Raw genomic sequence first — 26,275 nt, forward strand, 5'->3', positions numbered from 1 at the left:
GGAATTGCGCGTCCGGTCAGGGCGAAACGCCGATGAACATGCGGTAAAGGCCGTTATCGTCGGAATTGACCGAGGAAATATGGTCGGGATCGCTGGGCGCCGTCTCAAAAGCTTCCGGCGGCATGGCATCGAGCCAGCTTGCCTTGGGAAGATTTCGTTCCGGTTGAATGTTCACCGGGTCGATGAGGCTGTCTTCCTCAGCGGGCGCGGTGAAGGCCGCATCATCCGGAACGAGCGACGGGGCGGCCATGGATAGCAGCGCCTGCGCGGCATTGGGTTCTGTGTCGTAAACGGCGCTGCCGGATAGGCCGGAAATATCGGTCATGTCTGAACTCACATCATGTTTCGCTCAAGTGACGATCGGAAGCGGCAATCATGCCGCCTTTTTCTTCAGCAGTTCATAAAGGCCATTGTCGTCGATCGAGATCGGCAAAATGGCGTTGCGGGTGTCTTCGACAAGCGCCTGCGCATCGCGCAGTTTTTCGCCGTCGTCTTCCGCATCGGTCGGATCGGCGCCCGCGTCTGTCTCCGCAGGCTCATTTTCGTTTTCCGTTGGGGCGGCTTGCTCAGCCGGCGCAGCCGCAAGCACGGCGATCAGGGCCGTTTCCGACGATGTGTCGGCCGGCGCCTGCGGATCGACGCTTTCCGTTTTTTCGTCGCCGGAAGCATCGATATGCTCCTTCACGACGTCCTGAAGCTCCTGCACGTCTTCAAGCTTGCCCTGCGCATCGCGCGTCTGGATATCCTGTTCCCGCTCGGCCTTCACCTCGGCATCGTTGATTTCGCCGATACGATCCTTGCCGCGTTCGGCCTGCAACTCTTCCCTGGTTTTGGGATCGGCGACATCTTCGAGACGCTGAATGACCTTCAGGGTTTCACGCGTCATGAAGCGGGTGCCCTGCGCCTGTTCGTCCAGGGCCTCCTTCACGGCGCGCGCCTCATCGCCATAGGGGTTGGCGATGGCGGAGATCATCTGCCGGGCGGAGACGCCGAGTTGTTTGAGGCCGGTCGATTCTTCCAGATCGTCGACGTTTTTCGGCAGGGTCGCGCGCACCGCCATGATCGCTTTCGACATCTGCTCGCCGAAATCCTCTTCCGTGCCTTTGAGGCCTGCGCCCTTTGCGATGCGGGCGGCAAGGGCGGCCATCGGATCGGTCTTGCTGTTGACGCCATTGTTCAGCACGTCCACGACCTCAGCCTCTGAAACGCCGAAGGATTTCAGGGAAATCTTCGTGGCTTTCCCCTGAGCATCGGTTTTTTCGAAGCTGTCGGTCAGGGTCAGCGCATCCTGAAGTCTTCGTGCGAAGGAAAAGCTCGATTCGTCCTTTTCCTGTGTGATGCCCAGCGCGGAGGAAAAACGGGAGACAAGCGAGGCGAAGGCATCGGCATCCGGCTTCATGACGCCGAAGAGATAGGCGCTTATCTTCTCATTGGCGGCGCGCTGGCTTTCGTCCAGCTGCGGGTTTGTCTTGACCGCATCGTCCTTTTTGGTGCCGTTGGCCTTTTCCTGCTCTTCGCGCTGGCGTTCCTCGATGGTTTGGACCATCGAGCGCATGAGGTCGCTGACTGCAATGCCCGCCGTCTGCTGTAGCGGAGTAATCATCCCTCAAAGTCCCCGACCGCCAAAGTTGCGGCCGAGAATAGGCAATTCTGGTAAATCAGTGCTTAAGCCAGATGCGGGCGCGCTCAGCTATGGGCGAAAATATCGGTTTCTTCCCAGCCGAGGAGGTCGAGCTTCGCGCGGGTCGGCAGAAAGGCGAAACAGGCGTCGGCATGGTCGAGGCGGCCGTCACGCACGAGACGACCCGTCAGCTTGTCGCGTAGCGCGTGCAGGTGCAGCACGTCGGAGGCGGCATATTCGAGCTGCGCCGGCGACAGGGTCTCGGCAGCCCAGTCGGAAGATTGCTGGGCCTTGGAAATATCGACTTCCAGCATTTCCTTGAGGTTATCCTTCAGCCCGTGCCGGTCCGTATAGGTTCGGGTCAGTCGCGAGGCGATCTTGGTGCAGAAGACCGGTGTGGTCGTCACGCCGAAGGTGTGGAACAGAACGGCGATATCGAAACGGCCATAGTGAAAAATCTTCTGGCGGGCAGGGTCGGCAAGCATCCGGACGAGGTTCGGCGCTTCCTTTTGACCGGCGGCAATGCGAATGACGTCCGCCGTGCCGTCGCCCGGCGAAAGCTGAACGACACAGAGGCGGTCGCGGCGCGGCACCAGTCCCAGCGTTTCCGTATCGATTGCGATGGCGCCGGTGTAACGCGCGGCATCTCCGGCGGAAATATCGCCTTCGTGGTAACGGATGGGTGCTGCCATGTCCTGCTCCAGAAATTCCAGTTTCCTGCTCCGGCTATAACGGAAAGAGCGGCGGGACGATACCGTTTTATCGGCTCGTACAGTGCGCCACGCCGCATGCCCTTGGCACTTGCCTTTGCGAAAGCCCCCGGGTTAGGGTCGGGAAATCCTTTCCTGACAAATCGCATGAATTCCCGATGACAAAGAAAATCTATCTCGCCGGACCGGAAGTATTCCTCCCGAACGCGCGCGAAATGCTCGACATCAAGGCCTCGCTGGCGCGGGAAGCCGGTTTCACGCCGCTTTCGCCGGGCGATCTGCAAATTCCGCCGGCGGATACCAGGGTCGGTCACGGCTGCAACATCAATGCCGTCGATGAGCGGATGATGCTGGAAGCGGATGCGGTGATTGCCAATCTCACGCCGTTTCGCGGCATTGCCGCCGATACGGGAACCAGCTATGAGCTGGGCTTCATGTGCGCGCTGGGCAAGCCGGTTTTCGCCTATACCAATGTCGCGGCCAATCACTTCACCCGCACCAAGGCGCATTATGGCGGCGTCGCCACCCTGGATGAAACGGGCCGTTATCGCGGGCCGGACGGGCTGTCGATCGAGAATTTCGACATGGTCGACAATCTCATGCTGCATGGCGGGATTTTGCGGCGCGGCGGCGTCATCATCGTTGGCGATGCTCCCGAAGAGGCTTTGTATACGGATCTCGAGGCCTACAGGCGCTGTCTCGCGGCGGCGGCCGAAAAATTACTGACACCGATTGACCCTGAAAAAACCAATAGAGTGGAGGCATCATCATGAGCGGAACCATCCTCATCACCGGCGCGACATCCGGCTTCGGACAGGCCACGGCGCGGCGCTTCGTCAAGGAGGGCTGGAAGGTCATCGGCACGGGCCGGCGGGCGGAACGGCTGGAGGCGCTTTCAGCCGAGCTCGGTTCCGCCTTTCATGGCCTCGCCTTCGACATCACCGACGAGGAGGCGACAGGCAAGGCGCTGTCCGGATTGCCGGAAGGCTTCCGGGATATCGACGTTCTCGTCAACAATGCCGGCCTCGCACTCGGCACCGCGCCCGCACCGCAGGTGCCCTTGAAAGACTGGCAGACCATGGTGGACACCAACATCACCGGTCTCCTGAACATTACCCACCATCTGCTGCCGACGTTGATCGGGCGCAAGGGTATTGTCGTCAACCTCTCGTCTGTGGCTGCACATTACCCCTATACGGGCGGCAATGTGTATGGCGGTACCAAAGCGTTCCTGCGGCAGTTTTCGCTCGGCCTGCGTTCCGACCTGCATGGCAAGGGTGTGCGGGTGACATCCATCGAGCCCGGCATGTGCGAAACGGAATTTACGCTGGTGCGCACCGGCGGCAATCAGGAAGCCTCGGACAATCTCTACAAGGGCGTCAATCCGATCACGGCGGACGATATTGCCAACACCATCCACTGGGTCGCCTCGCAGCCCAAGCATATCAACATCAACAGCCTCGAACTCATGCCGGTCAACCAGTCGTTCGCCGGCTTCCAGGTCTATCGGGAAAGCTGATTTTCCCGCGATTTTGGGGAGTGCTGAAAAACCGGGCAGGAATTTTCGAGCTATGCAGAAATGCAATGCTGCATTGCGAGACTTGCTCTGTTAAAAATCACGGATACCGCTATATTCAAATCATCGAAGCGACGCACTCCTCCTCCCAGCGTCGCTCGATGTGGATCGGTGGTACTCCTCCTCCCAATCACCGATCAAGTTTGAAGCCTGCCGCACCTCCTCCCGCGGCAGGCTTTTCCTTTTCTGGGCGTCTATTCCTTGAATATTTTGGGCTGTCGACTTTCAGCGCACCGGCTTAGTGCTGAAGACGGTCCGCGGTCTCCCCTTGGATTTCCGGGGGATTTTGAATTTCTGCGTCAAGGCAATGAGCGTTGAAATCAGGCGTGCGTCGATCACATTTTCGTTATGTCTAGATAAATTTGCACAGTTTTGTGGTGGCGTGCCCTGCCGGGCCATTGCTTACCCCCGGCCCTGTGTTTAAGCATGAGCAAAAGAACGCTTGGGAGGTTGTCGGCACGCCTGTGTCTGCGGCCCGAAAGCGGCGGGGAGAGAATGGCAGACTTTCAAGAGGCGCTGAAGCGGTTTCAGCCGGTCGCGGTTTCATCGATCGCTGAAGACGAGCTCAGGTTGCGACTACGCGGCCTGCAGGCGCGAATGATCCAGCAAAATATCAAGGCGGTCTGGCTCGATGCATCATCGTCGCTGACCTATTATACCGGCCTGTCGCTTGGTCTTTCCGAGCGCATTCACGGCGCCCTGGTGCCGGCGGAAGGCGTGCCGGTCTATGTCAGCCCGACCTTCGAGGAGCCGAAGCTTCAGACGCTCATCCGCATTGCGGGTGAGGTTGCCGTCTGGGAAGAGGATGAAAGTCCCTTCGACCTGATGGCAAGACGTATCGGTGCCTTGACCTGTCCCGGTCATCTTGTCGCCATCGATCCCGCCACCCCCTTTGTTTTCGCATCGGCCCTCATGCAGCGCCTTGAAGGGCGCATCATTTCCGCCCAGCCGATGATCGTCGCCCAGCGGCAGGTCAAATCCGCAGCCGAGATCGCCATCATCCAGACGGCGATGGACGCGAGTTACGGCGTGCAGAAGGCCGTGTTCGAAGGTCTGCGTCCCGGCGTTTCCACCACGGAAGTCGCTGATTTCGTTAATGCGGCGCATATTGCCCTTGGCCTGAAGCCGCTTTTCGTGGCGGTGCAGTTTGGCGAGGCGACGGCCTATCCGCATGGCGTGCCCCATGCGCAGACGCTCAGCGAAGGCGATATGGTGCTGGTCGATCTTGGCGGCGTTCTTCATGGCTATCGTTCCGATATCACCCGCACCTATGTCTTCGGCAAGCCGACGGAACGGCAGCGTTTCCTCTGGAACGCCGAGCGTGACGCGCAGGCGGCGGCCTTTGCCGCAGCCAAAGTCGGCGCTGCCTGCTCGGATGTGGACAGGGCTGCACGCGACAGCCTGAAAGCGGCTGGTTTCGGCCCGGATTATCAGCTTCCCGGCCTGCCGCACCGCACCGGCCACGGGCTTGGGCTGGATATTCACGAAGAACCCTATATCGTTGCAGGAAATGCCACGGCGCTGGAGCCGGGCATGTGTTTTTCCATCGAGCCGATGCTGTGCGTTTATGGCGAATGCGGCGTCCGTCTCGAGGATATAGCCTATATGACGGAGGCGGGACCGCGCTGGTTCTGCCCACCGGAGAAGAACCTCGACCGGTTGTTTCAGCCGGTCGCCGGGTAATTGGTCGGGAGGCAAAGGACCGAACGGCGACACGGGGCTCCCATGTCGCTGCTGACCAGAAGAGGTAGGCCCCCGGACGGGGCCGCAGGAACTCAGAAAAAGAGGGAAAGGACCACCAGATGAAAACGCTGACCCGCAGTTTGCTTATCGCCTCTGCGATTGCGATCACTTCCGCCATGCCCGCCATGGCGAAGACCTTCGTTTATTGCTCCGAGGCATCGCCGGAAGGCTTCGATCCGTCGCCCTACACCGCTGGCGGCACCTTCGACGCTTCCGCGCATCCGGTCTACAACCGCCTGACCGAGTTCAAGAAGGGCACGACCGAAGTTGAGCCCGGCCTTGCCGAAAAATGGGAAGTTTCGAGCGACGGTCTGGAATATACCTTCCACCTGCGCAAGGGCGTGAAGTGGCACGCCAACGACAAGTTCACGCCGAGCCGCGAATTCAACGCCGATGACGTGATCTTCAGCTACGACCGCCAGCGCGATGCGAAGAACCCGTGGAACCAGTATATCGCAGGCATCACCTACGAATATTTCAACTCCATGGAAATGCCGTCGCTGATCAAGGAAATCGTCAAGGTCGACGATTACACCGTCAAGTTCGTGCTGACGCGTCCGGAAGCGCCGTTCCTTGCCAACATCGCCATGCCTTTCGCCTCCATCGTATCGAAGGAATATGCCGATACGCTGGAAAAGGCCGGCACCAAGGAAGACTTCAACAACCTGCCGATCGGCACGGGCCCGTTCAAGTTCGTCGCCTATCAGAAGGACGCGGTCATCCGCTACCAGAAGAACGCCGACTACTGGGGCGAAGCACCGAAGATCGACGACCTGATCTTCGCGATCACGCCGGACGCCGCCGTTCGTCTGCAGAAGCTGAAGGCCGGCGAATGCCACCTGATGCCTTATCCGGCTCCGGCTGACCTTGCCGCCATCCGCGCCGATTCCAACCTCAAGCTCGATGAACAGTCGGGTCTGAACGTTGCCTACTTCGCCTACAACACCACCGTTGCACCTTTCGACAAGCCGGAAGTCCGCAAGGCGCTGAACATGGCGATGAACAAGCAGGCGATCATTGACGCTGTGTTCCAGGGCGCCGGTCAGGTTGCCAAGAACCCGATCCCGCCGACCATGTGGTCCTATAACGACAGCATCAAGGACGATGCTTACGATCCGGAAGCGGCCAAGAAGGCTCTCGAAGCCGCTGGCGTCAAGGATCTGTCGATGAAGATCTGGGCGATGCCGGTTCAGCGTCCTTACATGCCGAACGCACGCCGCACCGCTGAACTCATCCAGGCGGATTTCGCCAAGGTTGGCGTCAAGGCCGAGATCGTCTCCTATGAATGGGGTGAATACCTCAAGAAGTCGACCGAAGTGAACCGCGACGGCGCCGTCATCCTCGGCTGGACCGGTGACAACGGTGACCCGGACAACTTCATGGGCGTTCTGCTTTCCTGCGCTTCGGCGGGCGAAGGCGGCACGAACCGTGCGCAGTGGTGCAACAAGGAGTTCTCCGAGCTGATTTCCAAGGCGAAGCAGGCGACTGACGTTGCCGAGCGCACCAAGCTTTACGAGCAGGCGCAGGTTATCTTCAAGGAACAGGCTCCGTGGGCGACGCTTGCGCATTCCACGCAGTTCGTTCCGATGTCCGCCAAGGTTTCCGGCTTCACCATGAGCCCGCTTGGCGACTTCACCTTCGAAAACGTCGACATCGCGGAATAATCCCAAACAACGGACGCGCGGAAGAACCCTGTTCTTCCGCGCGTCTTTTCAGGAAAAAGCCATGATCCGGTTCATTCTCGGCAAACTTCTCTACCTCGTTCCGACATTTCTCGGGATCACCTTTGTCGCCTTCTCCTTCGTGCGCGTCCTGCCGGGAGATCCCGTGCTGCTGATGGCGGGCGAACGCGGCATTTCACCCGAACGGCATGCGCAGCTTGCCGAACAGCTCGGCTTCAGCCAGCCCATCTGGCAGCAATATCTTCATTTCCTCGGACGGCTGCTTCAGGGCGATCTCGGCAATTCGCTGGTCACCAAGAAGCCGGTTCTCACCGAGTTCCTGTCGCTCTTCCCCGCGACGGTCGAGCTTGGTCTCGTCGCCATCATCATCGCAACCCTGATCGGCGTGCCGGTCGGCGTCATCGCCGCCATCCGTCGCGGTTCCTGGTTCGACCAGATTTCCATGACGACCGCGCTCGTCGGCTTCTCCATGCCGATCTTCTGGTGGGGGCTGCTGCTCATCATCATGTTCTCCGGCATCCTGCAATGGACGCCGGTGTCGGGCCGCATCTCGCTGATGTATTTCTTCCCCTCCGTCACCGGTTTCATGCTGATCGACAGCCTGATTTCCGGCCAGAAGGGCGCCTTCGCGTCGGCCTTTTCGCATCTCATCCTGCCCTCCGTCGTGCTCGCCACCATTCCGCTGGCGGTGATTGCACGCCAGACGCGCTCGGCCATGCTGGAAGTCATGGGTGAGGATTATGTGCGCACCGCCCGCGCCAAGGGCATGTCGTCCGCCCGCGTCGTCGGCATTCATGCGCTGCGCAACGCCATGATCCCGGTCATCACCACCATCGGCCTGCAGATCGGCGTGCTGATGGCGGGCGCCATCCTGACCGAAACCATCTTTTCCTGGCCGGGTATCGGCAAGTGGATGATCGATTCCATCTCGCGCCGTGATTATCCGGTTGTGCAGAGCGGCCTGCTCCTGATCGCGGGTCTGGTGATGATCGTCAACCTGCTCGTCGATCTGACCTATGGCCTCATCAATCCGAGGATCCGTCACAAATGACCGATGTGACCACCACCCCCGGCGTCCGCCTTTCGGACGCCGCCATCCGCCGCCGGATGCTTGCCGATTTCTGGTTCTATTTCCGCCAGAACCGCGGCGCCGTCATCGGGCTTGCCGTCTTCATCCTGCTTGTGCTGGTGGCGATCTTCGCGCCGATCCTTGCCCCGCATGATCCGACACAACAATATCGCGATGCGCTCCTCGTCCCGCCGGTCTGGCAGGAAGGCGGCCGTGCCGGCTTCTTCTTCGGCACCGATGCGGTGGGCCGCGACATGCTGTCCCGCCTGATCTACGGCGCGCAATATTCGCTGTTCATCGGCGTGGTCGTCGTCTCCATCGCCCTTGTCGGCGGTATCGTCATCGGTCTCGTCGCCGGCTTCTTCGGTGGCTGGGTGGATACCGTCATCATGCGCGTGATGGACGTCATCCTGGCGTTTCCGTCGCTGCTTCTGGCGCTGGTGCTGGTTGCGGTCCTCGGGCCGGGTCTCACCAATGCCATGATCGCGATTGCCATCGTCTACCAGCCGCATTTCGCGCGTCTGACACGTGCGGCGGTCATGAGCGAACTCAGGCGCGAATATGTCACCGCCGCCCGCGTGGCAGGCGCCGGCAATTTCCGGCTGATGTTCAAGACCATCCTGCCGAACTGCCTTGCGCCGCTGATCGTTCAGGCGACGCTTTCGTTCTCCTCTGCGGTTCTCGATGCCGCCGCTCTCGGCTTCCTCGGCATGGGCGCGCAGCCGCCGGCTTCCGAATGGGGCACGATGCTGGCGGAAGCGCGTGAATTCATCCTGCGCGCCTGGTGGGTCGTTACCCTTCCGGGCCTGACGATCCTGATCTCGGTGCTCGCCATCAACCTCATGGGTGACGGCCTGCGCGATGCGCTCGATCCCAAACTGAAGCGGAGCTGAGCGATGAGCCTGCTGAAAATCAAGAACCTCACCGTCAAATTCGCCACCGCCACCGGCGCTTTCACGGCCGTCAACGGCATCGATGTTTCCGTGGACAAGCACGAGGTGCTGGCCATCGTCGGCGAGTCCGGTTCCGGCAAGTCGGTATCGATGCTCGCCGTCATGGGGCTTCTGCCCGATACGGCGACGATTACCGCCGACGAGATGACCTTCGACGGCAAGAACCTTTTGGCCATGACGCCGCAGGAGCGCCGCCGGGTGATCGGTCGCGAGATCACCATGATCTTCCAGGAGCCGGTCGCCTCGCTCAACCCGTCCTTCACGGTCGGTTTCCAGATCGAGGAGGTTCTGCGCCTCAATCTCGGCATGAGCGGCGCTGCCGCGCGTGCCCGCGCCCTGGAACTGTTCCGGGCTGTCGGCATTCCCGAGCCGGAAACCAAGCTCAAGGCCTATCCGCACCAGATGTCGGGCGGCCAGTGCCAGCGCGTGATGATCGCCATCGCAATCGCTTCCAAGCCGCGCCTGCTGATCGCCGACGAGCCGACCACCGCGCTCGATGTGACGATCCAGAAGCAGATCCTCGATCTGCTGATGAACCTGCAGGCGGAATATGGCATGGCGCTGATTCTCATCACCCATGACATGGGCGTGGTGGCGGAAACCGCAGATCGCGTCGTCGTGCAATATAAGGGCCGCAAGATGGAGGAGGCGGATGTCTTGAGCCTGTTCGAGGCCCCGCAGCATCCCTATACCAAGGCACTGCTTTCGGCCCTGCCGGAAAATGCCACCGGCGACCGTTTGCCCACGGTTTCCGATTTCTTCGGCAAGGAGGGCGTTCAATGAGTATCGTTGTCGAAGGCAAGGGCATTACCCGCGACTATCACGTTCCCGGCGGCCTGTTCGGTGGCGCCAAGACGGTGCAGGCCCTGAAGGGCATCGACTTTACCGTCGAGCGCGGCAAGACGCTCGCCATCGTCGGTGAATCCGGCTCCGGTAAATCGACGCTGGCCCGCATCATCGCGCTGATCGACCCGGCATCCGGCGGCGAACTGAAGATCGAAGGCAAGCCGGTCGATATCGCCAGACGCCGTCCCGATACGGAGATGCGCTCCAAGGTGCAGATGGTGTTCCAGAACCCCTATGGCAGCCTCAATCCGCGTCAGAAGGTGGGCGACGTGCTGATGGAACCGCTGGTCATCAACACCAAAATACCGGCTTCCGAGCGGCGCGAGCGGGCCGAAGCCATGCTGGTGAAGGTCGGTCTCGGTCCTGAGCATTTCAACCGTTATCCGCACATGTTCTCCGGCGGCCAGCGCCAGCGCATCGCCATTGCGCGCGCACTGATGCTGAACCCGGCGCTGCTGGTGCTGGACGAGCCGGTCTCCGCGCTCGATCTTTCCGTGCAGGCGCAGGTGCTGAACCTTCTCGCCGACCTTCAGGAAGAATTCGAGCTGACCTATGTTTTCGTCAGCCACGATCTTTCGGTGGTGCGTTACATCGCCGACGATGTGATGGTCATTTCGAAGGGTGTGGCGGTGGAGCAGGGCACGCGCGAGGAACTCTTCGCCGATCCGAAGCATCCCTATACCCGCCAGCTTTTCGCCGCGACACCGATCACGGATGTCGATGCCATCCGCGCCCGCGTGGAACGCCGCAAGGCGGCGCGGCTGGCAGCGACAGCCTGAAGGTTGACGGCCGAAGTTAGGAACAGGCCGGATTTCCGGCCTGTTCTTTTTTCAGGACTTCAGGAAACGCGCGATTGCCGCAAGCCCGCCATGTTCCCGAATGTCGCGATAGGCGGCTTTCAGGGCTGGGACGAAGGTTTCGTTCCTGGGCAGGTCGCTGCCAAATGTGCGTTCGAAAGTCAGAAAACGGTCGACGATCGCATCCGGCGCCATTGCCAGTTGATCCGGCGCATCCCACTCCTTGAAAGCGGGATCAAGAATGGTGATCGGCTGCCCCTTTTCATTCTTGTCCGCGCAGGACCTGATCCAGAGCGCGACGGCGAAAATGACCGTCCGGCTTTCGGCCTTCTCCGCAAGCAATTCGCGCAACGGGCCAAGAATGCGCAGCGGCACTTTCTGCGACGCATCGGAGGCGATCTGCATGGTCTTGTGCTGCAATGAGGGATTGGCGAAACGCTGCCGCAGGCCGGCTGCGAATTCCGCCCCGTCTACGGCGGGATCGAGCGTCCGTTCGATCTCGCGCCAATAGGCGTCGATGAAATCGCGCACGGGCTTTTCACCCCATGCATCCGCCACCGTCGCAAGGCCGGCAATCTGGCCGATGGCGGCGATGGCGCTGTGGGAGCCGTTCAGCATTCTGAGCTTCATATGCTCGTAGGGCTCGACATTGCCGACGAATTCCACGCCCGATTTCTCGAGCGCCGGCCTTCCATGCGGAAAACGATCTTCAATGACAAAACGGAAATAGGGTTCGGCCACCACCGGCCAGGCATCGCTGAGGCCGAGTGCGGCCGAAATCGCCTCCCGGTCCGCATCCGTGGTGGCAGGAACGATCCGGTCCACCATGGAGCAGGGGCAGGCAATGTTTGTTTCGATGAAGGAAACCAGTTCCGGATCGGCCAGTTCCGCAAATTCCAGCAGCAGCTTTTGCAGCACATGGCCGTTGGCGGGCAGGTTGTCGCAGGACAGGAGCGTCAGGGGCTGAGAACCTTGCCTGCGCCTGCGCCGCGTGGCCGCAAGGATGAAGCCGAAGATGGAGCGCGGCCGCTCCGGGTTTTGAAGGTCATGGGCGATATCGGGATGATCGCGCAGCAGGCTGCGGGAGGCGAGATTGGTCAGGTAACCTTTTTCCGTCACGGTCAGGGTGACGATGAGGACGCGCGGATCGGCCATCCGCTCCACCAGCCGTTCAGGCTCTTCCGGGGCGACGATGGTTTCGAGAATCGAACCGATGATGCGCAGGCGCTCGCTCTCACCGTCTCGCAGGCAAAAGGTGTAGAGATTATCCTGCGGCTCGATGGCGTCGCGCGTGTCCGGGCTGCGCAGCGATGCGGCGACGATGCCCCATCGGGTTTCACCGCGATTAAGGCAATCGTCGATGAAAACCGCCTGATGCGCCCGATGAAAGGCCCCGACGCCGAGGTGGACGATGCCGGGCGTGACGCTTTGACGGTCATAGGTGGGTGTCGTGACGGATTGCGGCAGGCGGGGCAGGGTTGCAGCGGAAAGCCGGTCTGTCATCGATGCGAAATCCCCATGCGGAACGGGAGGGTTGTGGCTCGCGCCGCTCTCATTGCGGCGTCCGGCTTGTGGCGCATCATGTCGGTTCCTCCCCTTATATGCGGAATGATCAGGCGCCGGCCTCTTTGAGCAGCCGGACCTGGCGCAGCGTATTCTGGCGACTGCGCTCGAGATGCCGCCACAGGGCATCGACGATCTGGGCCTTGCTGCCGGCGGCGATGGCATCGGCGATATTCTGATGCTCCTCGACCGAGCGGGCGTAGTCGCCAAGGATCGAGACGAAAACCGTGTGGGTCTGGTCGAGAATGCGCTCATGCGAGCCGGAAATGACGGGAATGCGCGCCGCCGACACAAGGGTCGTATGGAAGCTGCGGTCGTAAAAAAGCGCTTTCGACAATTCGTCGAGCGTCGAGCCTTTGGCGAATTCGCGATGTTTCGCCAGGCTTTCCAGCAGTTCCGTGTGCAGCGCCCCATCCAGTTGCCCGGCGTCGAAGGCCACTTCCACGGCGCCTTTTTCGAGCAGCATTCTGGCGGCGTAAAGTTCCTCCACATCCTCCACGGTGAAATCGCGCACCACCATGCCGCGCCGGGAGGAATTGACCACCAGCCCATCGGCCTCGAGTTTCAGGCAGGCTTCCTTCACCGGCGTGGGGCTGATGCCGAGATCGGCGGCAAGCTCGTTGGGCAGCAGGCGTTCGCCGCCGCGCAATCTGCCGCTGACGATGCGCGCGCGCAGTTCCTGATGCGCCTGTTCGGCGAGCGTGACTTTGACCAGCGAGTTCATGGAGGCATCATTGCCCAGCTTTAAAGGACTGGCAATGGCTGAATATTAAAAATAAAAAATTTTTTATTTTACAAAAGCCGTTTTTCCTTTAGCTCTATCCATCATCGGAAGCAGGCTGCTGGAGGAGGGCGGTCTGGCAATTTCCCGAAAGCCCATCTGCGCGGCCCGTGGTCGCGGGGACGCGGCGTCTATTCCTCCCCGCAAGCACTCAGCAATCGAGGAATGACCGATCATGAAAATTACCGCTGTCGAACCTTTCATCCTGCACCTGCCGCTGACATCGGAGTCCATTTCCGATTCCACCCACAGCATCACCCATTGGGGCGTCGTCGGCGCAAAGATCACCACCAGCGATGGCCTTGAGGGCTATGGTTTTACCGGCACCCACGCGCATCTGCCGTCGGACAGGCTGATCACATCCTGCATCAGCGATTGTTACGCGCCCTTGCTGGTGGGGGAGGATGCATCGGAGCATTCGAGGCTGTGGACGAAACTGGCCCGTTATCCGGCGCTGCAATGGGTCGGCAGGGCGGGCATCACCCATCTGGCGCTGGCCGCAATTGACGTTGCGCTCTGGGATCTGAAGGCGAAAAAGGCGGGCGTGCCGCTCTGGCACTATCTCGGCGGCGCGCGCACTGCGGCGGTGGAAGCCTATAATACCGATATCGGTTGGCTTTCCTTCACGCTGGAGGATTTGCTGGCGGGCAGCGCAAGGGCGGTGGAGGAGGATGGGTTCACCCGGCTGAAGATCAAGGTCGGGCATGACGATCCGAATATCGACATTGCCCGCCTTGCCGCCGTCCGCAAGCGTGTCGGTTCGTCCATCCGCATCGCCATCGACGGCAACGGCAAGTGGGATTTGCCCACATGCCAGCGTTTCTGCGCGGCGGCGAAAGATCTGGACATTTACTGGTTCGAGGAACCGCTCTGGTATGACGATGTGACGAGCCATGCGCGGCTGGCGCGCAATACGTCGATTCCGATTGCGCTCGGGGAGCAGCTTTACACGGTGGATGCGTTCCGCTCATTCATCGATGCCGGTGCGGTTGCCTATGTCCAGCCGGATGTGACCCGGCTTGGCGGCATCACCGAATATATTCAGGTTGCCGATCTGGCGCTCGCCCATCGCCTGCCCGTGGTGCCGCATGCCGGCGAGATGAGCCAGGTGCATGTGCATCTGAGCTACTGGCACCCGGCTTCGACCATTCTCGAATATATTCCCTGGATCAAGGATCATTTCGAAGAGCCGATCCATGTGCGGGACGGTGTCTACAAACGTCCGGAGCGCCCTGGCGCCAGCACCACGCCGCTGGCGGAAAGCTTCGCTCGTTATGGCAAATCGGTGAAATGAGCAGCGGTATACAGCCCGGATTTTAAGGGAGGGAAAGCACGTCCTCCGTCATGCCGGACTAGATCCGGCATCCAGCCACGGCGCGTCTGCGCCGTGAAAAGAATCTTTCGCGATCAAAGACTTGATCGCGCTGGACCCCGGATCTAGTCCGGGGTGACGGAGTGTGGATGATGCAATTTTTCCAAATTTAGCGCCAGCCAAGAGCCGGCGCCACTTGCTTGAGGATCGTCTCGATCACATGGGCGTTGTAATCGACGCCCAGCTGGTTCGGCACTGTCAGGAGCAGCGTGTCGGCCTCGGCGATGGCCTCGTCGGCTTTCAGCTGTTCGATCAGTTTTTCCGGTTCGGCGGCATAGCTGCGCCCGAAGATCGCGCGTGTCTTGTCGTCTATATAACCGATCTTGTCATCGCCTTCGTTGCCGTAACCGAAATAGGACCGGTCGCGGTCGTTGACGAGGGCGAAGATGCTGCGGCTGACCGATACACGCGGTTCGCGGGTGTGGCCCGCTTCCTTCCAGGCTTCCCGGAAGGTGCGGATCTGCTGCGCCTGCTGGACATGGAAAGGCTCGCCCGTTTCATCCGTCTTCAGGGTGGAGCTTTGCAGGTTCATGCCAAGCTTTGCCGCCCAGACCGCCGTTGCATTGGAACTCGAACCCCACCAGATGCGCTCGCGCAGCCCTTCGGAATGCGGCTCCAGCCGCAAAAGGCCGGGCGGGTTGGGGAACATCGGGGGCGGATTCGGTTCAGCGAAACCTTCACCTTTCAGAAGCTCGAGAAAGACTTCGGTGTGCTGACGCGCCATGTCTTCTTCGCTCTGGCCTTCGGCCGGGCGGTAACCGAAATAACGCCAGCCATCGATCACCTGTTCCGGCGAGCCGCGGCTGATGCCGAGCTGCAGGCGTCCGCCGGCGATGAGGTCCGCCGAACCGGCGTCCTCCGCCATGTAGAACGGGTTTTCATAACGCATGTCGATGACGCCGGTGCCGATCTCGATCTTTTTCGTGCGCGCGCCGACGGCAGCCAGCAGCGGAAAGGGCGAGGCAAGCTGGCGGGCGAAATGGTGCACGCGGAAATAAGCGCCGTCGGCGCCCAGCTCTTCCGCCGCGACGGCGAGGTCTATCGATTGCAGCAGCGTGTCCGCAGCCGAGCGGGTTTGCGACTGGGGCGAGGGCGTCCAGTGGCCGAAGGACAGGAATCCGATCTTTTTCATGATGACCTTCCAGATGTCGGAGGATGCCGGTCTTCACAAACCGGCTTCGTTGTTGTCAGTCATATAGGCTGGCACGCGCATCCTCCAACCGGCCGCGCGTAGACAGGGTGTCGCCGAAATGTGAACGATGGCTGTTCAGACCATCATCCGGCGGTCGAGGATGAAGAGTTTTTCATGCGCGCGCGCCGTGGTGAGAATGAAGTCCATCAGCGAGCGCACACGCGGCACATTGGCAAGGTCCTGATGGCTCGTCAGCCAGTAGCCGCGCCGCAGTTCCACTTCGCCGGCAAGCACCATCTGCAAATCCGGAAAGCGCGCGGCGATGAAATTCGGCAGGATGCACAGGCCCCGGCCGCTCAGCGTGGCAGTCAGCTGCGCGAAAATACTCGAGGACTGAAAGCCCGGACGCAGGCCGGGCAGCACGTCGCGCATATAATCAAGGCCGGGTGAGAAGATCAGGTCCTGTACGTAACCGATGAAGAAGTGATCGAGCAGGTCCTCGCGCTTGGTGATTCTCGGCCGTCCGGCGAGATAGGAACGCGAGGCATAGATATGCAGCGTATAATCGATGATCTGTTCGTTGATATAGGGACCGGCCTTCGGCGGATCGAGCGTGACGGCCACATCCGCCTCCTTTCTGGAAAGCGCCATGATCTGCTGGATCGTCACCATTTCCACCATGATGTGGGGATGCGTGATGGCGAAGTCTTTCAGCCTTTCCACGAAGAAAAAATTGGAAAAACCTTCAGGCGCGCTAAGGCGCACCACGCCGCGCAGCAGGCTGCCGCTTTCGGAAATATCCGATTGCAGCCTTTCCGCTTCTGCCTCGATACGCTCGACCGTATCCACCAGCCGCCGCCCGACGGTCGTCAGTTCATAACCGCGCGGGTTTCGCTCGAACAGCTTGGTTTTAAGCGAGAATTCCAGCCGGTCGATATGGCGGGAGACGGTGGCGTGGCTGGTGCGCAGGCTTCGGGCTGCCGATGAGAGCTGTCCGGTGCGGGCCACGGCCAGAAAATATTGCAGGTCGTCCCAGGTGAAAGGGGTAGCCATATTTGTCTCCCATCAAGAGTTCTGTTCAAAAATGAACAGTTCCTGTTCGCAATTTGATGATGCCCCGCTCTTGTGTCAACGGCCGAATTCGAGAAGTCTAGGCTCAGGATGCATCGCTTTGAGGAGGGCGGTGTGACCGTTCAGGTGCAATGGCATGGAAGCCCGCAGGCGGTTTCGTTCACCGTTGCACAGACCCATCTGAGGCTCGCAATCATCTCTGGGAGGAGAAGTCATGCGTAAGAGTATCGTTTTATCCACGGCCATGGCGCTGGCCGCTGGCACCGCCGCTTATGCCGCCGAGATTTCGGACGGCAAGGTCAAGATCGGCATCTTGAACGACCAGTCGGGCGTCTACGCCAATTTCGGCGGCAAATACTCTTATGAAGCCGCGAAGATGGCGGTCGAGGATTTCGGCGGCAAGGTGCTCGATGCGCCGGTGGAAGTGGTGACCGCCGACCACCAGAACAAGGCGGACGTCGCCTCCAATATCGCCCGCCAATGGTACGATACCGAACAGGTCGATTCGATCATGGAACTGACCTCGTCGTCGGTCGGCCTTGCCGTGCAGGCGCTGTCCAAGGACAAGAAGAAGATCACCATCAATACGGGTGCGGCAACCACCGAGCTGACCGGCAAGCAGTGCAGCCCCTATGGTTTCCATTGGGCCTATGACACCTATTCGCTGGCGGTCGGCACCGGTGGCGCGCTCGTCAAGCAGGGCGGCGACAGCTGGTTCTTCCTGACCGCCGACTATGCCTTCGGTTATTCGCTGGAAGAAAACACGTCGAATTTCGTCAAGTCCAATGGCGGTAAGGTTCTGGGTTCCGTGCGCCATCCGCTTGCCACGACGGACTATTCCTCCTTCCTGCTGCAGGCGCAGTCCTCGGGCGCGAAGGTCATCGGTCTTGCCAATGCCGGTCTCGATACCTCCAACGCCATCAAGCAGGCGGCCGAATTCGGCATCGTCGCCGGCGGCCAGCGGCTTGCGGCGCTTCTCTTCACGCTTGCAGAAGTCCACGGCCTCGGTCTCGAAGCGGCTCAAGGGTTGACGCTGACGGAAGGTTTTTATTGGGACCGCGACGATGAATCGCGCAAGTTCGGCGAACGCTTCAAGGAACGCACCGGCGCCATGCCGAACATGGTGCATGCCGGCACCTATTCCGCCGTGCTGCACTACCTGAAGGCCATCGAAAAGGCCGGCACAGACGATGCCGATGCCGTCGCCAAGGCCATGAAGGAAATGCCGGTCAACGACGTCTTCTCGAAGGACGGCCATGTGGCCGCCAACGGCCGCATGATCCACGACATGTATCTCATGGAAGTGAAGAAGCCGGACGAAAGCAAGCAGCCGTGGGATTATTACAAGGTACTTGCCACCATCCCCGGCAAGGAAGCCTTCATGGACCCCGCAAAAAGCGGTTGCCCGCTGGTAACGCAGTAAAGAAGAATAAAAAGGGGAAAGCTTGATGACGATCGCTCCCGCCCTTGCCGGGCAGGCCGAACCTCGCGTCGTTCTTTCGGCGCGCGGTCTCTCCAAGACCTTCGGCGCATTCGCGGCCGTGAAAAACGTCGATCTCGACGTCCACCATGCCCGCGTGCATGCGCTTATCGGTCCGAACGGTGCCGGCAAAACAACGGTCTTCAACCTGTTGACCAAGTTTCTCCAGCCGACAGGCGGGGCGATCACCTTCATGGGAACGGACATAACAAGGACGCCGCCGGACAAGGTGGCGCGTCTCGGCCTCGTCAGGTCTTTCCAGATATCGGCGGTGTTTCCGCATCTGACGGTTCTGGAAAATGTGCGGGTGGCGTTGCAGCGGCCGAACAGCCTTGCAACGCAGTTCTGGCTGCCGCTCTCCTCGCTCGACAGGCTGAACGCCCGCGCCGAGGAACTGATCGCCATGGTCGGCCTGACACGGGAAAAACATGCGCTTGCGGCCGATCTTTCTTATGGCCGCAAGCGGGTTCTCGAAATCGCCACCACGCTGGCGCTCGATCCGAAGGTTCTGCTGCTAGATGAACCGATGGCCGGCATGGGCGGCGAGGATGTCGCCCATGTCGCCGAACTCATCCGCGAGGTGGCAAAGACACGCGCGGTGCTGATGGTCGAACATAATCTGAAAGTCGTGGCCGATATCTGCCACCACGTCACGGTCTTGCAACGCGGTGAAATTCTGGCGGAGGGCGATTATGCCACCGTTGCCGCCGATCCGCGCGTGCGCACGGCCTATATGGGCACGGAGGAGGCTTGATATGGCGGCAATGCTCGAAGTCTCCAATCTGAAATCCTGGTATGGCGAAAGCCAGGCGCTGCACGGTGTCGATCTGACGGTCGGCGAGGGCGAAACCATCACCATTCTCGGCCGCAACGGTGTGGGCAAGACCACGACGCTGCGCACCATCATGGGCATCATCCGAAACCGCAAGGGCGTCATCAAGCTGGGCGGCAAGGATCTGATGCCGGTGCCGCTGCATCGCACGGCGAAATACGGCCTTGGTTTCGTGCCGGAAGAGCGCGGCATCTTCGCGACGCTGAGCGTCGAGGAGAACCTGAAGCTGCCGCCCGTCGTCGCATCCGGCGGCATGACGCTCGATGAAATATACGAGCTGTTTCCCAATCTTTACGAACGCCGCACCAGCCCCGGCACCAAGCTTTCCGGCGGCGAGCAGCAGATGCTGGCCATGGCGCGCATCCTGCGCACCGGGGTCAAGGTGCTGCTGCTTGACGAACCGACCGAGGGGCTTGCCCCGGTCATCGTGCAGCGCATTGGCGAGGTGCTGCAAAAGCTGAAGAGCCGCGGCATGACCGTTGTTCTGGTCGAACAGAATTTCCGTTTTGCCAGCCGTATCGCCGACCGTTTCTACCTGATGGATCACGGTCAGATGGTCAGCAATTTTCCGGTCAGCGAGCTTTCCGGCCGCATGGGCGAGCTCAACAAGGTGCTGGGGGTTTAACGATGACGATGATCTTCGGCGTTCCAATTCAGGCACTGCTCGGGCAATTGCTGGTGGGCCTTATCAACGGGTCGTTTTATGCGCTGCTGTCGCTTGGCCTTGCCGTCATTTTCGGCCTGCTGCGCGTCATCAATTTTGCCCATGGCGCGCAATATATGCTCGGCGCTTTCGTCGCCTTCCTCGGCCTGCAATATTTCGGCATCAATTTTTGGGTGGCGCTCATCGTCACACCTTTCGTCGTGGCGCTTTTCGGTGCGATCGTCGAACGCTTCCTGCTGTCGCGGCTTTACGATCTCGATCCGCTTTACGGGCTGCTGTTCACTTTCGGTCTCGCGCTGGTGGTGGAAGGCACGTTCCGCTGGCTTTATGGCGCTGCTGGCCAGCCCTATTCGGTTCCGCCGCAGCTTGCCGGCGGCACCAATCTCGGCTTCATGTTCCTGCCGAATTACCGCGCTTTTGTTGTCGTCATTTCGCTCATCGTCTGCATCGCCACCTGGGCGTTGATCGAAAAGACGCGGCTTGGCTCCTATCTGCGCGCTGCGACGGAAAACCCGACGCTGGTGCAGGCTTTCGGCATCAACGTGCCTGTTCTCCTGACGCTGACCTACGCGCTGGGTGCCGGCCTTGCCGGTTTCACCGGGGTTCTCGCCGCGCCGATCTATCAGGTCTCGCCGCTGATGGGCACGAACCTCATCATCGTCGTCTTCGCCGTGGTCGTGGTCGGCGGCATGGGGTCGATCATGGGCGCCATCGTCACCGGTTACATGCTGGGCGTCGCAGAGGGCCTCACCAAGGTGTTCTACCCGGAAGCTTCCAACATCGTCATCTTCGTTATCATGGCCTTTGTGCTGCTCATCCGCCCCGCCGGACTTTTCGGAAAGGACGCCTGATATGTCCAAAGCCACCCATAGCCCCACCGCCGGAGCAATGCCGCAGACGGAGGTTTCGACGACTGCCGGCACCATCAAGACCGTGCTTATTCTTGCAGGGCTTGCCGTCCTCATCGCCGCGCCGATGTTCGTTTACCCGATCTTTCTGATGAAGCTGCTGTGCTTCGCGCTGTTTGCCTGCGCCTTCAATCTGCTGATCGGTTACACGGGCCTACTCTCCTTCGGCCATGCGGCATTCTTTGGCGGTGCCGCCTATTTCACCGCCTATTCGGTAAAGGAATGGGGCGTGACGCCGGAACTCGGCCTTGTCATCGGCATGGCGGGGGCGGCGCTGCTCGGTCTCGTTATCGGCTTCTTCGCCATTCGCCGCCAGGGCATCTATTTCGCCATGATTACGCTCGCGCTGTCGCAGATGTTTTATTTCTTCTGCCTTCAGGCGCCCTTCACCCATGGCGAGGATGGCTTGCAGGGCGTGCCGCGCGGCCATCTCTTCGGCCTTCTCGACCTCAATGCGCCGCTCAACATCTATTACACGGTGCTTGTCGCCTTTGTGCTCGCACTTCTGGTCATCTGGCGTTTCGTCAACTCGCCCTTCGGCATGATCCTGAAATCCATCCGCGAAAACGAGCAGCGCGCCATTTCGTTGGGCTATAGCGTCCAGCGCTACAAGCTCGGTGCTTTCGTGATGTCGGCGACGCTGGCCGGTCTTGCGGGCGGCCTCAAAGCGCTGGTCTTCCAGTTTGCGACGCTCACCGACGTCACCTGGCAGATGTCGGGTGAAGTGATCCTGATGACGCTGCTCGGCGGTATCGGCACCATGATTGGCCCGATCTTCGGTGCGGGTCTCGTCGTCACCCTGCAGAACTATCTCGCGACGTCCGATTTCCCGGTCACCATCATCACCGGCCTCGTGTTCATGGCCTGCGTTCTGGTGTTCCGGCGCGGTCTGATCGGCGAATTTTACGCGTCGCGGCTCGGGAGAAAACTCGGCTTTCAGCACCGCAGCTAAACATTTTTTGAAAACACTGGAAAAGGCCTCCTCCGCGTCCGGGACGGCGCGGCAAGAGCGGCGTATGGAGAAGAGCATGGGCGAATATGACTATATCGTCATCGGAGCGGGGAGTGCCGGATGCGTTCTCGCCAACCGCCTTTCGAAAGATCCGAACAACCGCGTGCTGCTTCTCGAAGCGGGCGGCAACGACAATTACCATTGGATCCACATTCCGGTCGGTTATCTCTATTGCATCAACAATCCGCGCACCGACTGGTGTTTCAAGACGGCGGAAGAGCCGGGGCTGAACGGCCGCTCGCTGATCTATCCACGCGGCAAGGTCCTTGGCGGCTGCTCCTCCATCAACGGCATGATCTATATGCGCGGCCAGGCGCGCGATTACGATATGTGGCGGCAGCTTGGCTGCGAGGGCTGGGGATGGAACGATATCCTGCCCTATTTCCTGAAGTCGGAAGACTTTTATCGCGGCAAAAACGAGATGCATTCCGCCGGCGGCGAGTGGCGTGTGGAAAAGGCCCGTGTGCGCTGGGATGTGCTGGACGCCTTCCAGAAGGCGGCGGGCGAGGCGGGCATTCCCGCGACCGATGATTTCAACCGGGGCGACAATGAGGGTGCCGGTTATTTCGATGTCAACCAGCGGGCGGGCTGGCGCTGGAACACGGCGAAAGCCTTCCTGAAGCCGGCGCTCGGCCGCAAGAACCTGACGGTTCTGACCAAGGCCCATGTCAAGCGTCTCATCATCGAAGAAGGCCGTGTCACCGGCGTCGAGTTTCACCATGATGGCGTCTTGAAAACGATGCGGGCGCGGCGCGAGACGGTGCTGTCTGCCGGTGCCATCGGCTCGCCGCATATTCTGGAGCTTTCCGGCGTCGGCCGTGGCGATGTGTTGCAGGCGGCCGGTATCGACACAGTAGCGGAGGTTCAGGGTGTGGGTGAAAACCTGCAGGACCATCTGCAGCTGCGCATGGTCTACAAGGTCTCCGGCGTCCTGACGCTGAATGAAAGGGCCTCCACCCTGTTCGGCAAGGCGAGGATCGGCCTCGAATATGCGCTGACGCGCTCCGGGCCGATGTCGATGGCGCCGAGCCAGCTCGGTGTTTTCACCCGATCTTCGCCGGAAAAGGAAACCGCCGATCTGGAGTATCATGTCCAGCCGGTTTCGCTCGACAAGTTCGGCGATCCGGTTCACACTTTTCCGGCCATTACCGCAAGTGTCTGCAATCTGCGGCCGGAAAGCCGGGGCTCAGTGCATGTGAAAGGACCGGATTTCGCCATGCAGCCGGAAATCCGCCCGAACTATCTTTCCACCGAAGGTGACCGCCAGGTGGCCATCGACGCCATGCGGCTGACGCGCCGCATCGTCGCCCAACCGGCCTTCGCGCGCTTCAAGCCGCAGGAATACAAGCCGGGTCCCTCCTTCGAAAACGACAATGATCTCGCCAAGGCGGCGGGCGATATCGGCACCACCATCTTCCATCCCGTTGGCACGTTGCGCATGGGTTCGGACATGGAAAGCGTTGTCGATGCGCGGCTGAAATTCCGCCGGCTCGCCGGGCTGCGCGTCGCCGATGCATCGGTGATGCCGCGCATCACATCCGGAAATACCAATTCCCCAACGATCATGATTGCCGAAAAGGCCGCCGACATGATCCTTGCGGATAATCGCTGAAAGGAGCGCTCCGATGAAGACCGTCGCTTTTATCGGGCTGGGACATATGGGCCTGCCCATGGCCGCCAATCTCGTCAAGGCCGGATATGCCGTCAGGGGTCACGATCTTTCCGAAGCCTGCCGCGCGGCGGCGAAAGAGGCGGGCATTCCCGTAGCGGCGGATTCCGCCGAAGCCATCGAAGCGGCAGAGGTGATCATCACCATGCTGCCGAAGGGCGAACATGTCGTGTCGGTCTATGGCGATCTGGTTCGGAAAATCCCTGCTGGAACGCTTCTCATCGATTGCTCGACGGTGGATATGGAAAGTGCCCTGAAGGCACATGAGCTGGCCGCTTCCGTGCGTTGCCCATCGGTCGATGCGCCCGTATCGGGCGGAACGGGCGGGGCTGCGGCGGGCACCCTGACCTTCATGTGCGGCGGCGAGGCGGAGGCTTTCTCTGCGGCAAAGCCGGTGCTGGAGGCGATGGGCAAGAAGATCGTGCATTGCGGCAAGGGCGGCAACGGCCAGGCGGCGAAGATCTGCAACAACATGATCCTCGGCATTTCCATGATCGCCGTTTCGGAAGCTTTTGTTCTGGGCGAAAAACTCGGCCTCTCGCATCAGGCGCTGTTCGATGTCGCTTCCACCTCTTCCGGGCAATGCTGGTCGCTCACGACCTATTGCCCGGTGCCGGGCCCGGTGCCGACATCGCCCGCCAACAAGGATTACCAGCCCGGATTTGCGGCGGCCCTGATGCTGAAGGATCTGAAGCTTTCGCAGGAGGCCGCCAATGGAGCCGGGGCTTCCACCCCGCTCGGTGCGGCGGCGGCGGCGCTTTACGAGAACTTCGTCGATGAGGGGAGCGGCGGGCGCGATTTTTCCGCCATCGTCGAAATGCTGCGCGGGGGCGAAGCATGACGGACGCCGCGCCATCCGACATCTTATGGATGCCGCCGGAGAAGAGGCTGGAGCGCTCGGCGCTTTTCGCCTTCGCGACGAAAACGGCAAAGCTGCACGGGCAGGCCGCCGATGACTATGCCGGCCTGCTGCGCTGGTCCATCGACGCGCCGGATGAATTTTACGATACGCTGTGGGATGAACTCGGCATTGTCGGCACACGTGGCGACACGGCGTTCAAACCGGGCGCGACGATCCGGGAGGCCGAGTTCTATCCGGGCGCAAGGCTCAATTATGCGGAGAACCTTCTGCGCAATGCCGACGCGCGGCTGGCCATCATCGCCCATCGCGACGATGGCACAAGGCGCGAGATTACCCGCAGAGAGCTTTACGACGAAGTGTCCCGCATGGTGCAGGCTCTTGCCCATGCGGGTGTGAGCGAAGGCGACCGCGTCGGGGCCATCGTCACCCATGATATCGAGGCGATTGTCAGCTATCTGGCTGTCAGCGCCATCGGGGCGATCTGGTCCTCCTGCTCGCCGGATTTCGGGCCGGCGGGAGCCTCCGACCGCCTGTCGCAGATCGGCCCGAAAATCCTCATCGCCGTGCCGGAATATGGTTATGCCGGCAAACGCATCGATGTCGGGCCCACCATCCGCGCCGTGGCGGAAAATGCAACTCCTGAAAAGATCGTGCTGATCGGCGACGCCGTTCCCGCAAGCCTTGCCGATCTCGGCTGCGTGACGCTTACGGATTTCGTCGCACCTTATGCGGCGGGCGAGATTGCCTTCAATCGTCTGCCCGTCAAGGCGCCGCTGGCGATCCTTTATTCCTCGGGCACCACTGGCAAGCCGAAATGCATCACCCATTCCGGCGGCGGTTTGCTTCTTCAGCACATGAAGGAACTGAAGCTGCAATGCGATATTCAGGAGGGCGAGCGCTTCTTTTATTTCACCACCTGCGGCTGGATGATGTGGAACTGGCAGGTCTCCGGTCTGGCGCTTGGCGCTACGCTCGTCACCTATGACGGCAATCCCGGTTATCCGACATCTGCGCGGCTGATCGATCTCATCGACGCCGAACGGATCGCGACTTTCGGCACGTCGGCGAAGTTTATCGACGCCTGCCTGAAGGCCGGGCTGAAGCCGCGCGAAAGCCACGATCTTTCATCGCTCAGGACGATCCTTTCGACAGGCTCGCCGCTCATCCCGCAATCCTTCGATTACATCTATCGCGACTGGAAGGCCGACTTGCACCTCGCCTCCATTTCCGGCGGCACGGATATCTGCGCCTGTTTCCTCGGCGGCAACCCTTTGCAGCCGGTGCATCGCGGCGAATTGCAGGGTGCGATGCTCGGCATGGATATCGACACGCTTGATGATGAGGGACATTCCGTTCGCGGCGTTGCCGGCGAACTCGTCTGCCGCAATGCGCATCTGTCGATGCCGGTGAAGTTCTGGGGCGATGAGGATGGCTCGCGCTATCAGGCCGCTTATTTCGATCGTTTCCCCGGCATCTGGGCACATGGCGATTTCGCCGAAATGCGCCCCTCCGGCGGCTATGTCATCCATGGACGCTCGGACACGACGCTCAATCCCGGCGGGGTTCGCATCGGGACTGCGGAAATCTACCGGCAGGTGGAAACCGTGCCTGAAGTCGAAGAGGCGATTGCCGTGGGGCAGGATATAGACGGTGATCAGCGGGTCATCCTCTTCCTGCGCATGAAGGGCGGCGCGGTTTTGACGGAAGAGCTGGAAAAAACTATCCGCAGCCGCATCCGTTCGGGCGCCACACCGCGGCATGTGCCGGCAAGGATCATTGCCGTCAGCGCCATTCCCCGCACCCGTTCGGGCAAGATTTCCGAAATCGCGGTGCGCGACACCATCCATGGCCGGCCGGTGAAGAATGCCGATGCGCTCGCCAATCCCGAAGCGCTCGAACTTTTCCGCAACCTGCCGCAGCTGAAGGACTAGG

24 protein-coding genes are annotated in these 26,275 nt (G+C 60.7%); 17 read left to right on the forward strand and 7 right to left on the reverse strand.

Going from position 1 to position 26,275, the window contains the following annotated elements; all coding sequences use genetic code 11:
* Positions 1-16: 16 nt before the first annotated feature.
* The 3 genes from FGF54_RS21230 to FGF54_RS21240 form a co-directional block, all read right to left on the reverse strand.
* Positions 17-325: a hypothetical protein gene (locus FGF54_RS21230; RefSeq protein ID WP_142781023.1), complete on the reverse strand. Its 309-nt coding sequence runs from the start codon at positions 323-325 to the stop codon at positions 17-19.
* A gap of 48 nt (positions 326-373) precedes the next feature.
* A complete protein-coding gene (locus tag FGF54_RS21235) occupies positions 374-1,603 on the reverse strand; it encodes a hypothetical protein (protein WP_142781024.1) in 1,230 nt (409 codons plus the stop codon).
* 83 nt (positions 1,604-1,686) lie between these two features.
* Positions 1,687-2,313 carry a ribonuclease D gene (locus FGF54_RS21240; RefSeq protein ID WP_142781025.1) on the reverse strand — a complete coding sequence of 209 codons (627 nt, stop codon included), beginning with the start codon at positions 2,311-2,313 and terminating at the stop codon, positions 1,687-1,689.
* 176 nt (positions 2,314-2,489) lie between these two features.
* On the opposite strand from FGF54_RS21240, the gene FGF54_RS21245 reads away from it, so the two are divergent.
* The 8 genes from FGF54_RS21245 (at position 2,490) to FGF54_RS21285 (ending at position 10,979) form a co-directional block, all read left to right on the forward strand.
* A complete protein-coding gene (locus FGF54_RS21245) occupies positions 2,490-3,104 on the forward strand; it encodes a nucleoside 2-deoxyribosyltransferase (RefSeq protein WP_168208208.1) in 615 nt (204 codons plus the stop codon).
* Positions 3,101-3,850 carry an SDR family oxidoreductase gene (locus FGF54_RS21250; RefSeq protein WP_003522480.1) on the forward strand — a complete coding sequence of 250 codons (750 nt, stop codon included), beginning with the start codon at positions 3,101-3,103 and terminating at the stop codon, positions 3,848-3,850. Before FGF54_RS21245 ends, FGF54_RS21250 begins: the two co-directional genes overlap by 4 nt.
* Positions 3,851-4,402: 552 nt before the next feature.
* Positions 4,403-5,590 (forward strand): Xaa-Pro peptidase family protein, encoded by a 1,188-nt coding sequence (locus FGF54_RS21260; protein ID WP_142781026.1) that lies wholly within the window; start codon positions 4,403-4,405, stop codon positions 5,588-5,590.
* Positions 5,591-5,709: 119 nt separating this feature from the next.
* Positions 5,710-7,314 carry an ABC transporter substrate-binding protein gene (locus FGF54_RS21265; protein WP_137453361.1) on the forward strand — a complete coding sequence of 535 codons (1,605 nt, stop codon included), beginning with the start codon at positions 5,710-5,712 and terminating at the stop codon, positions 7,312-7,314.
* 61 nt (positions 7,315-7,375) lie between these two features.
* Positions 7,376-8,383 carry an ABC transporter permease subunit gene (locus FGF54_RS21270; RefSeq protein WP_003522483.1) on the forward strand — a complete coding sequence of 336 codons (1,008 nt, stop codon included), beginning with the start codon at positions 7,376-7,378 and terminating at the stop codon, positions 8,381-8,383.
* A complete protein-coding gene (locus FGF54_RS21275; RefSeq protein ID WP_080819996.1) occupies positions 8,380-9,294 on the forward strand; it encodes an ABC transporter permease subunit in 915 nt (304 codons plus the stop codon). Before FGF54_RS21270 ends, FGF54_RS21275 begins: the two co-directional genes overlap by 4 nt.
* 3 nt (positions 9,295-9,297) lie before the next feature.
* On the forward strand, positions 9,298-10,137 hold the full coding sequence (locus FGF54_RS21280; protein WP_127757860.1) for an ABC transporter ATP-binding protein: 840 nt from the start codon (positions 9,298-9,300) through the stop codon (positions 10,135-10,137).
* Positions 10,134-10,979 carry an ATP-binding cassette domain-containing protein gene (locus FGF54_RS21285; protein ID WP_003522486.1) on the forward strand — a complete coding sequence of 282 codons (846 nt, stop codon included), beginning with the start codon at positions 10,134-10,136 and terminating at the stop codon, positions 10,977-10,979. Before FGF54_RS21280 ends, FGF54_RS21285 begins: the two co-directional genes overlap by 4 nt.
* Before the next feature lie 51 nt (positions 10,980-11,030).
* Here the strand turns inward: FGF54_RS21285 and FGF54_RS21290 are convergent, their stop codons facing one another.
* Both FGF54_RS21290 and FGF54_RS21295 read right to left on the reverse strand, forming a co-directional pair.
* Positions 11,031-12,500 carry a mannitol dehydrogenase family protein gene (locus tag FGF54_RS21290; protein ID WP_142781027.1) on the reverse strand — a complete coding sequence of 490 codons (1,470 nt, stop codon included), beginning with the start codon at positions 12,498-12,500 and terminating at the stop codon, positions 11,031-11,033.
* A gap of 109 nt (positions 12,501-12,609) precedes the next feature.
* Entirely contained in the window at positions 12,610-13,284 is a 675-nt protein-coding gene (locus FGF54_RS21295) for a GntR family transcriptional regulator (protein WP_142781028.1), read from the reverse strand.
* Positions 13,285-13,516: 232 nt separating this feature from the next.
* On the opposite strand from FGF54_RS21295, the gene FGF54_RS21300 reads away from it, so the two are divergent.
* Positions 13,517-14,635, forward strand: coding sequence for a mandelate racemase/muconate lactonizing enzyme family protein (locus FGF54_RS21300; protein WP_142781029.1), 1,119 nt, complete (start codon positions 13,517-13,519; stop codon positions 14,633-14,635).
* Between the two features lie 187 nt (positions 14,636-14,822).
* Here FGF54_RS21300 and FGF54_RS21305 read toward each other — a convergent pair whose 3' ends face one another.
* Together FGF54_RS21305 and FGF54_RS21310 are read right to left on the reverse strand one after the other, a co-directional pair.
* Positions 14,823-15,845, reverse strand: a complete 1,023-nt coding sequence (locus FGF54_RS21305; protein ID WP_142781030.1) for an LLM class flavin-dependent oxidoreductase — start codon at positions 15,843-15,845, stop codon at positions 14,823-14,825.
* 135 nt (positions 15,846-15,980) lie between these two features.
* A complete protein-coding gene (locus tag FGF54_RS21310) occupies positions 15,981-16,898 on the reverse strand; it encodes a LysR family transcriptional regulator (protein ID WP_065657343.1) in 918 nt (305 codons plus the stop codon).
* A 232-nt stretch (positions 16,899-17,130) separates the two neighbouring features.
* Here FGF54_RS21310 and FGF54_RS21315 point away from each other — a divergent pair, with 232 nt between their 5' ends.
* The 8 genes from FGF54_RS21315 (at position 17,131) to FGF54_RS21350 (ending at position 26,274) form a co-directional block, all read left to right on the forward strand.
* Positions 17,131-18,339 carry an ABC transporter substrate-binding protein gene (locus tag FGF54_RS21315; protein WP_080857693.1) on the forward strand — a complete coding sequence of 403 codons (1,209 nt, stop codon included), beginning with the start codon at positions 17,131-17,133 and terminating at the stop codon, positions 18,337-18,339.
* A 25-nt stretch (positions 18,340-18,364) separates the two neighbouring features.
* Entirely contained in the window at positions 18,365-19,150 is a 786-nt protein-coding gene (locus tag FGF54_RS21320) for an ABC transporter ATP-binding protein (RefSeq protein WP_065657341.1), read from the forward strand.
* Between the two features lies 1 nt (position 19,151).
* On the forward strand, positions 19,152-19,853 hold the full coding sequence (locus FGF54_RS21325; RefSeq protein ID WP_065657340.1) for an ABC transporter ATP-binding protein: 702 nt from the start codon (positions 19,152-19,154) through the stop codon (positions 19,851-19,853).
* A gap of 2 nt (positions 19,854-19,855) precedes the next feature.
* Positions 19,856-20,743: a branched-chain amino acid ABC transporter permease gene (locus FGF54_RS21330; RefSeq protein WP_065657339.1), complete on the forward strand. Its 888-nt coding sequence runs from the start codon at positions 19,856-19,858 to the stop codon at positions 20,741-20,743.
* Between the two features lies 1 nt (position 20,744).
* Entirely contained in the window at positions 20,745-21,752 is a 1,008-nt protein-coding gene (locus tag FGF54_RS21335; protein ID WP_142781031.1) for a branched-chain amino acid ABC transporter permease, read from the forward strand.
* 76 nt (positions 21,753-21,828) lie between these two features.
* The gene (locus FGF54_RS21340) at positions 21,829-23,424 is read left to right on the forward strand and encodes a GMC family oxidoreductase (protein ID WP_035223586.1); all 1,596 of its coding nucleotides are present in this window, start codon (positions 21,829-21,831) and stop codon (positions 23,422-23,424) included.
* A 13-nt stretch (positions 23,425-23,437) separates the two neighbouring features.
* Positions 23,438-24,322: a 3-hydroxyisobutyrate dehydrogenase gene (gene mmsB, locus FGF54_RS21345; protein ID WP_142781032.1), complete on the forward strand. Its 885-nt coding sequence runs from the start codon at positions 23,438-23,440 to the stop codon at positions 24,320-24,322.
* The gene (locus FGF54_RS21350; protein ID WP_142781033.1) at positions 24,319-26,274 is read left to right on the forward strand and encodes an acetoacetate--CoA ligase; all 1,956 of its coding nucleotides are present in this window, start codon (positions 24,319-24,321) and stop codon (positions 26,272-26,274) included. The genes mmsB and FGF54_RS21350 overlap by 4 nt, the downstream gene beginning before the upstream one ends.
* Position 26,275 lies beyond the last annotated feature (1 nt).

The organism is Agrobacterium sp. T29, from assembly GCF_006970545.1.
GTDB classification, from domain to species: domain Bacteria; phylum Pseudomonadota; class Alphaproteobacteria; order Rhizobiales; family Rhizobiaceae; genus Agrobacterium; species Agrobacterium leguminum.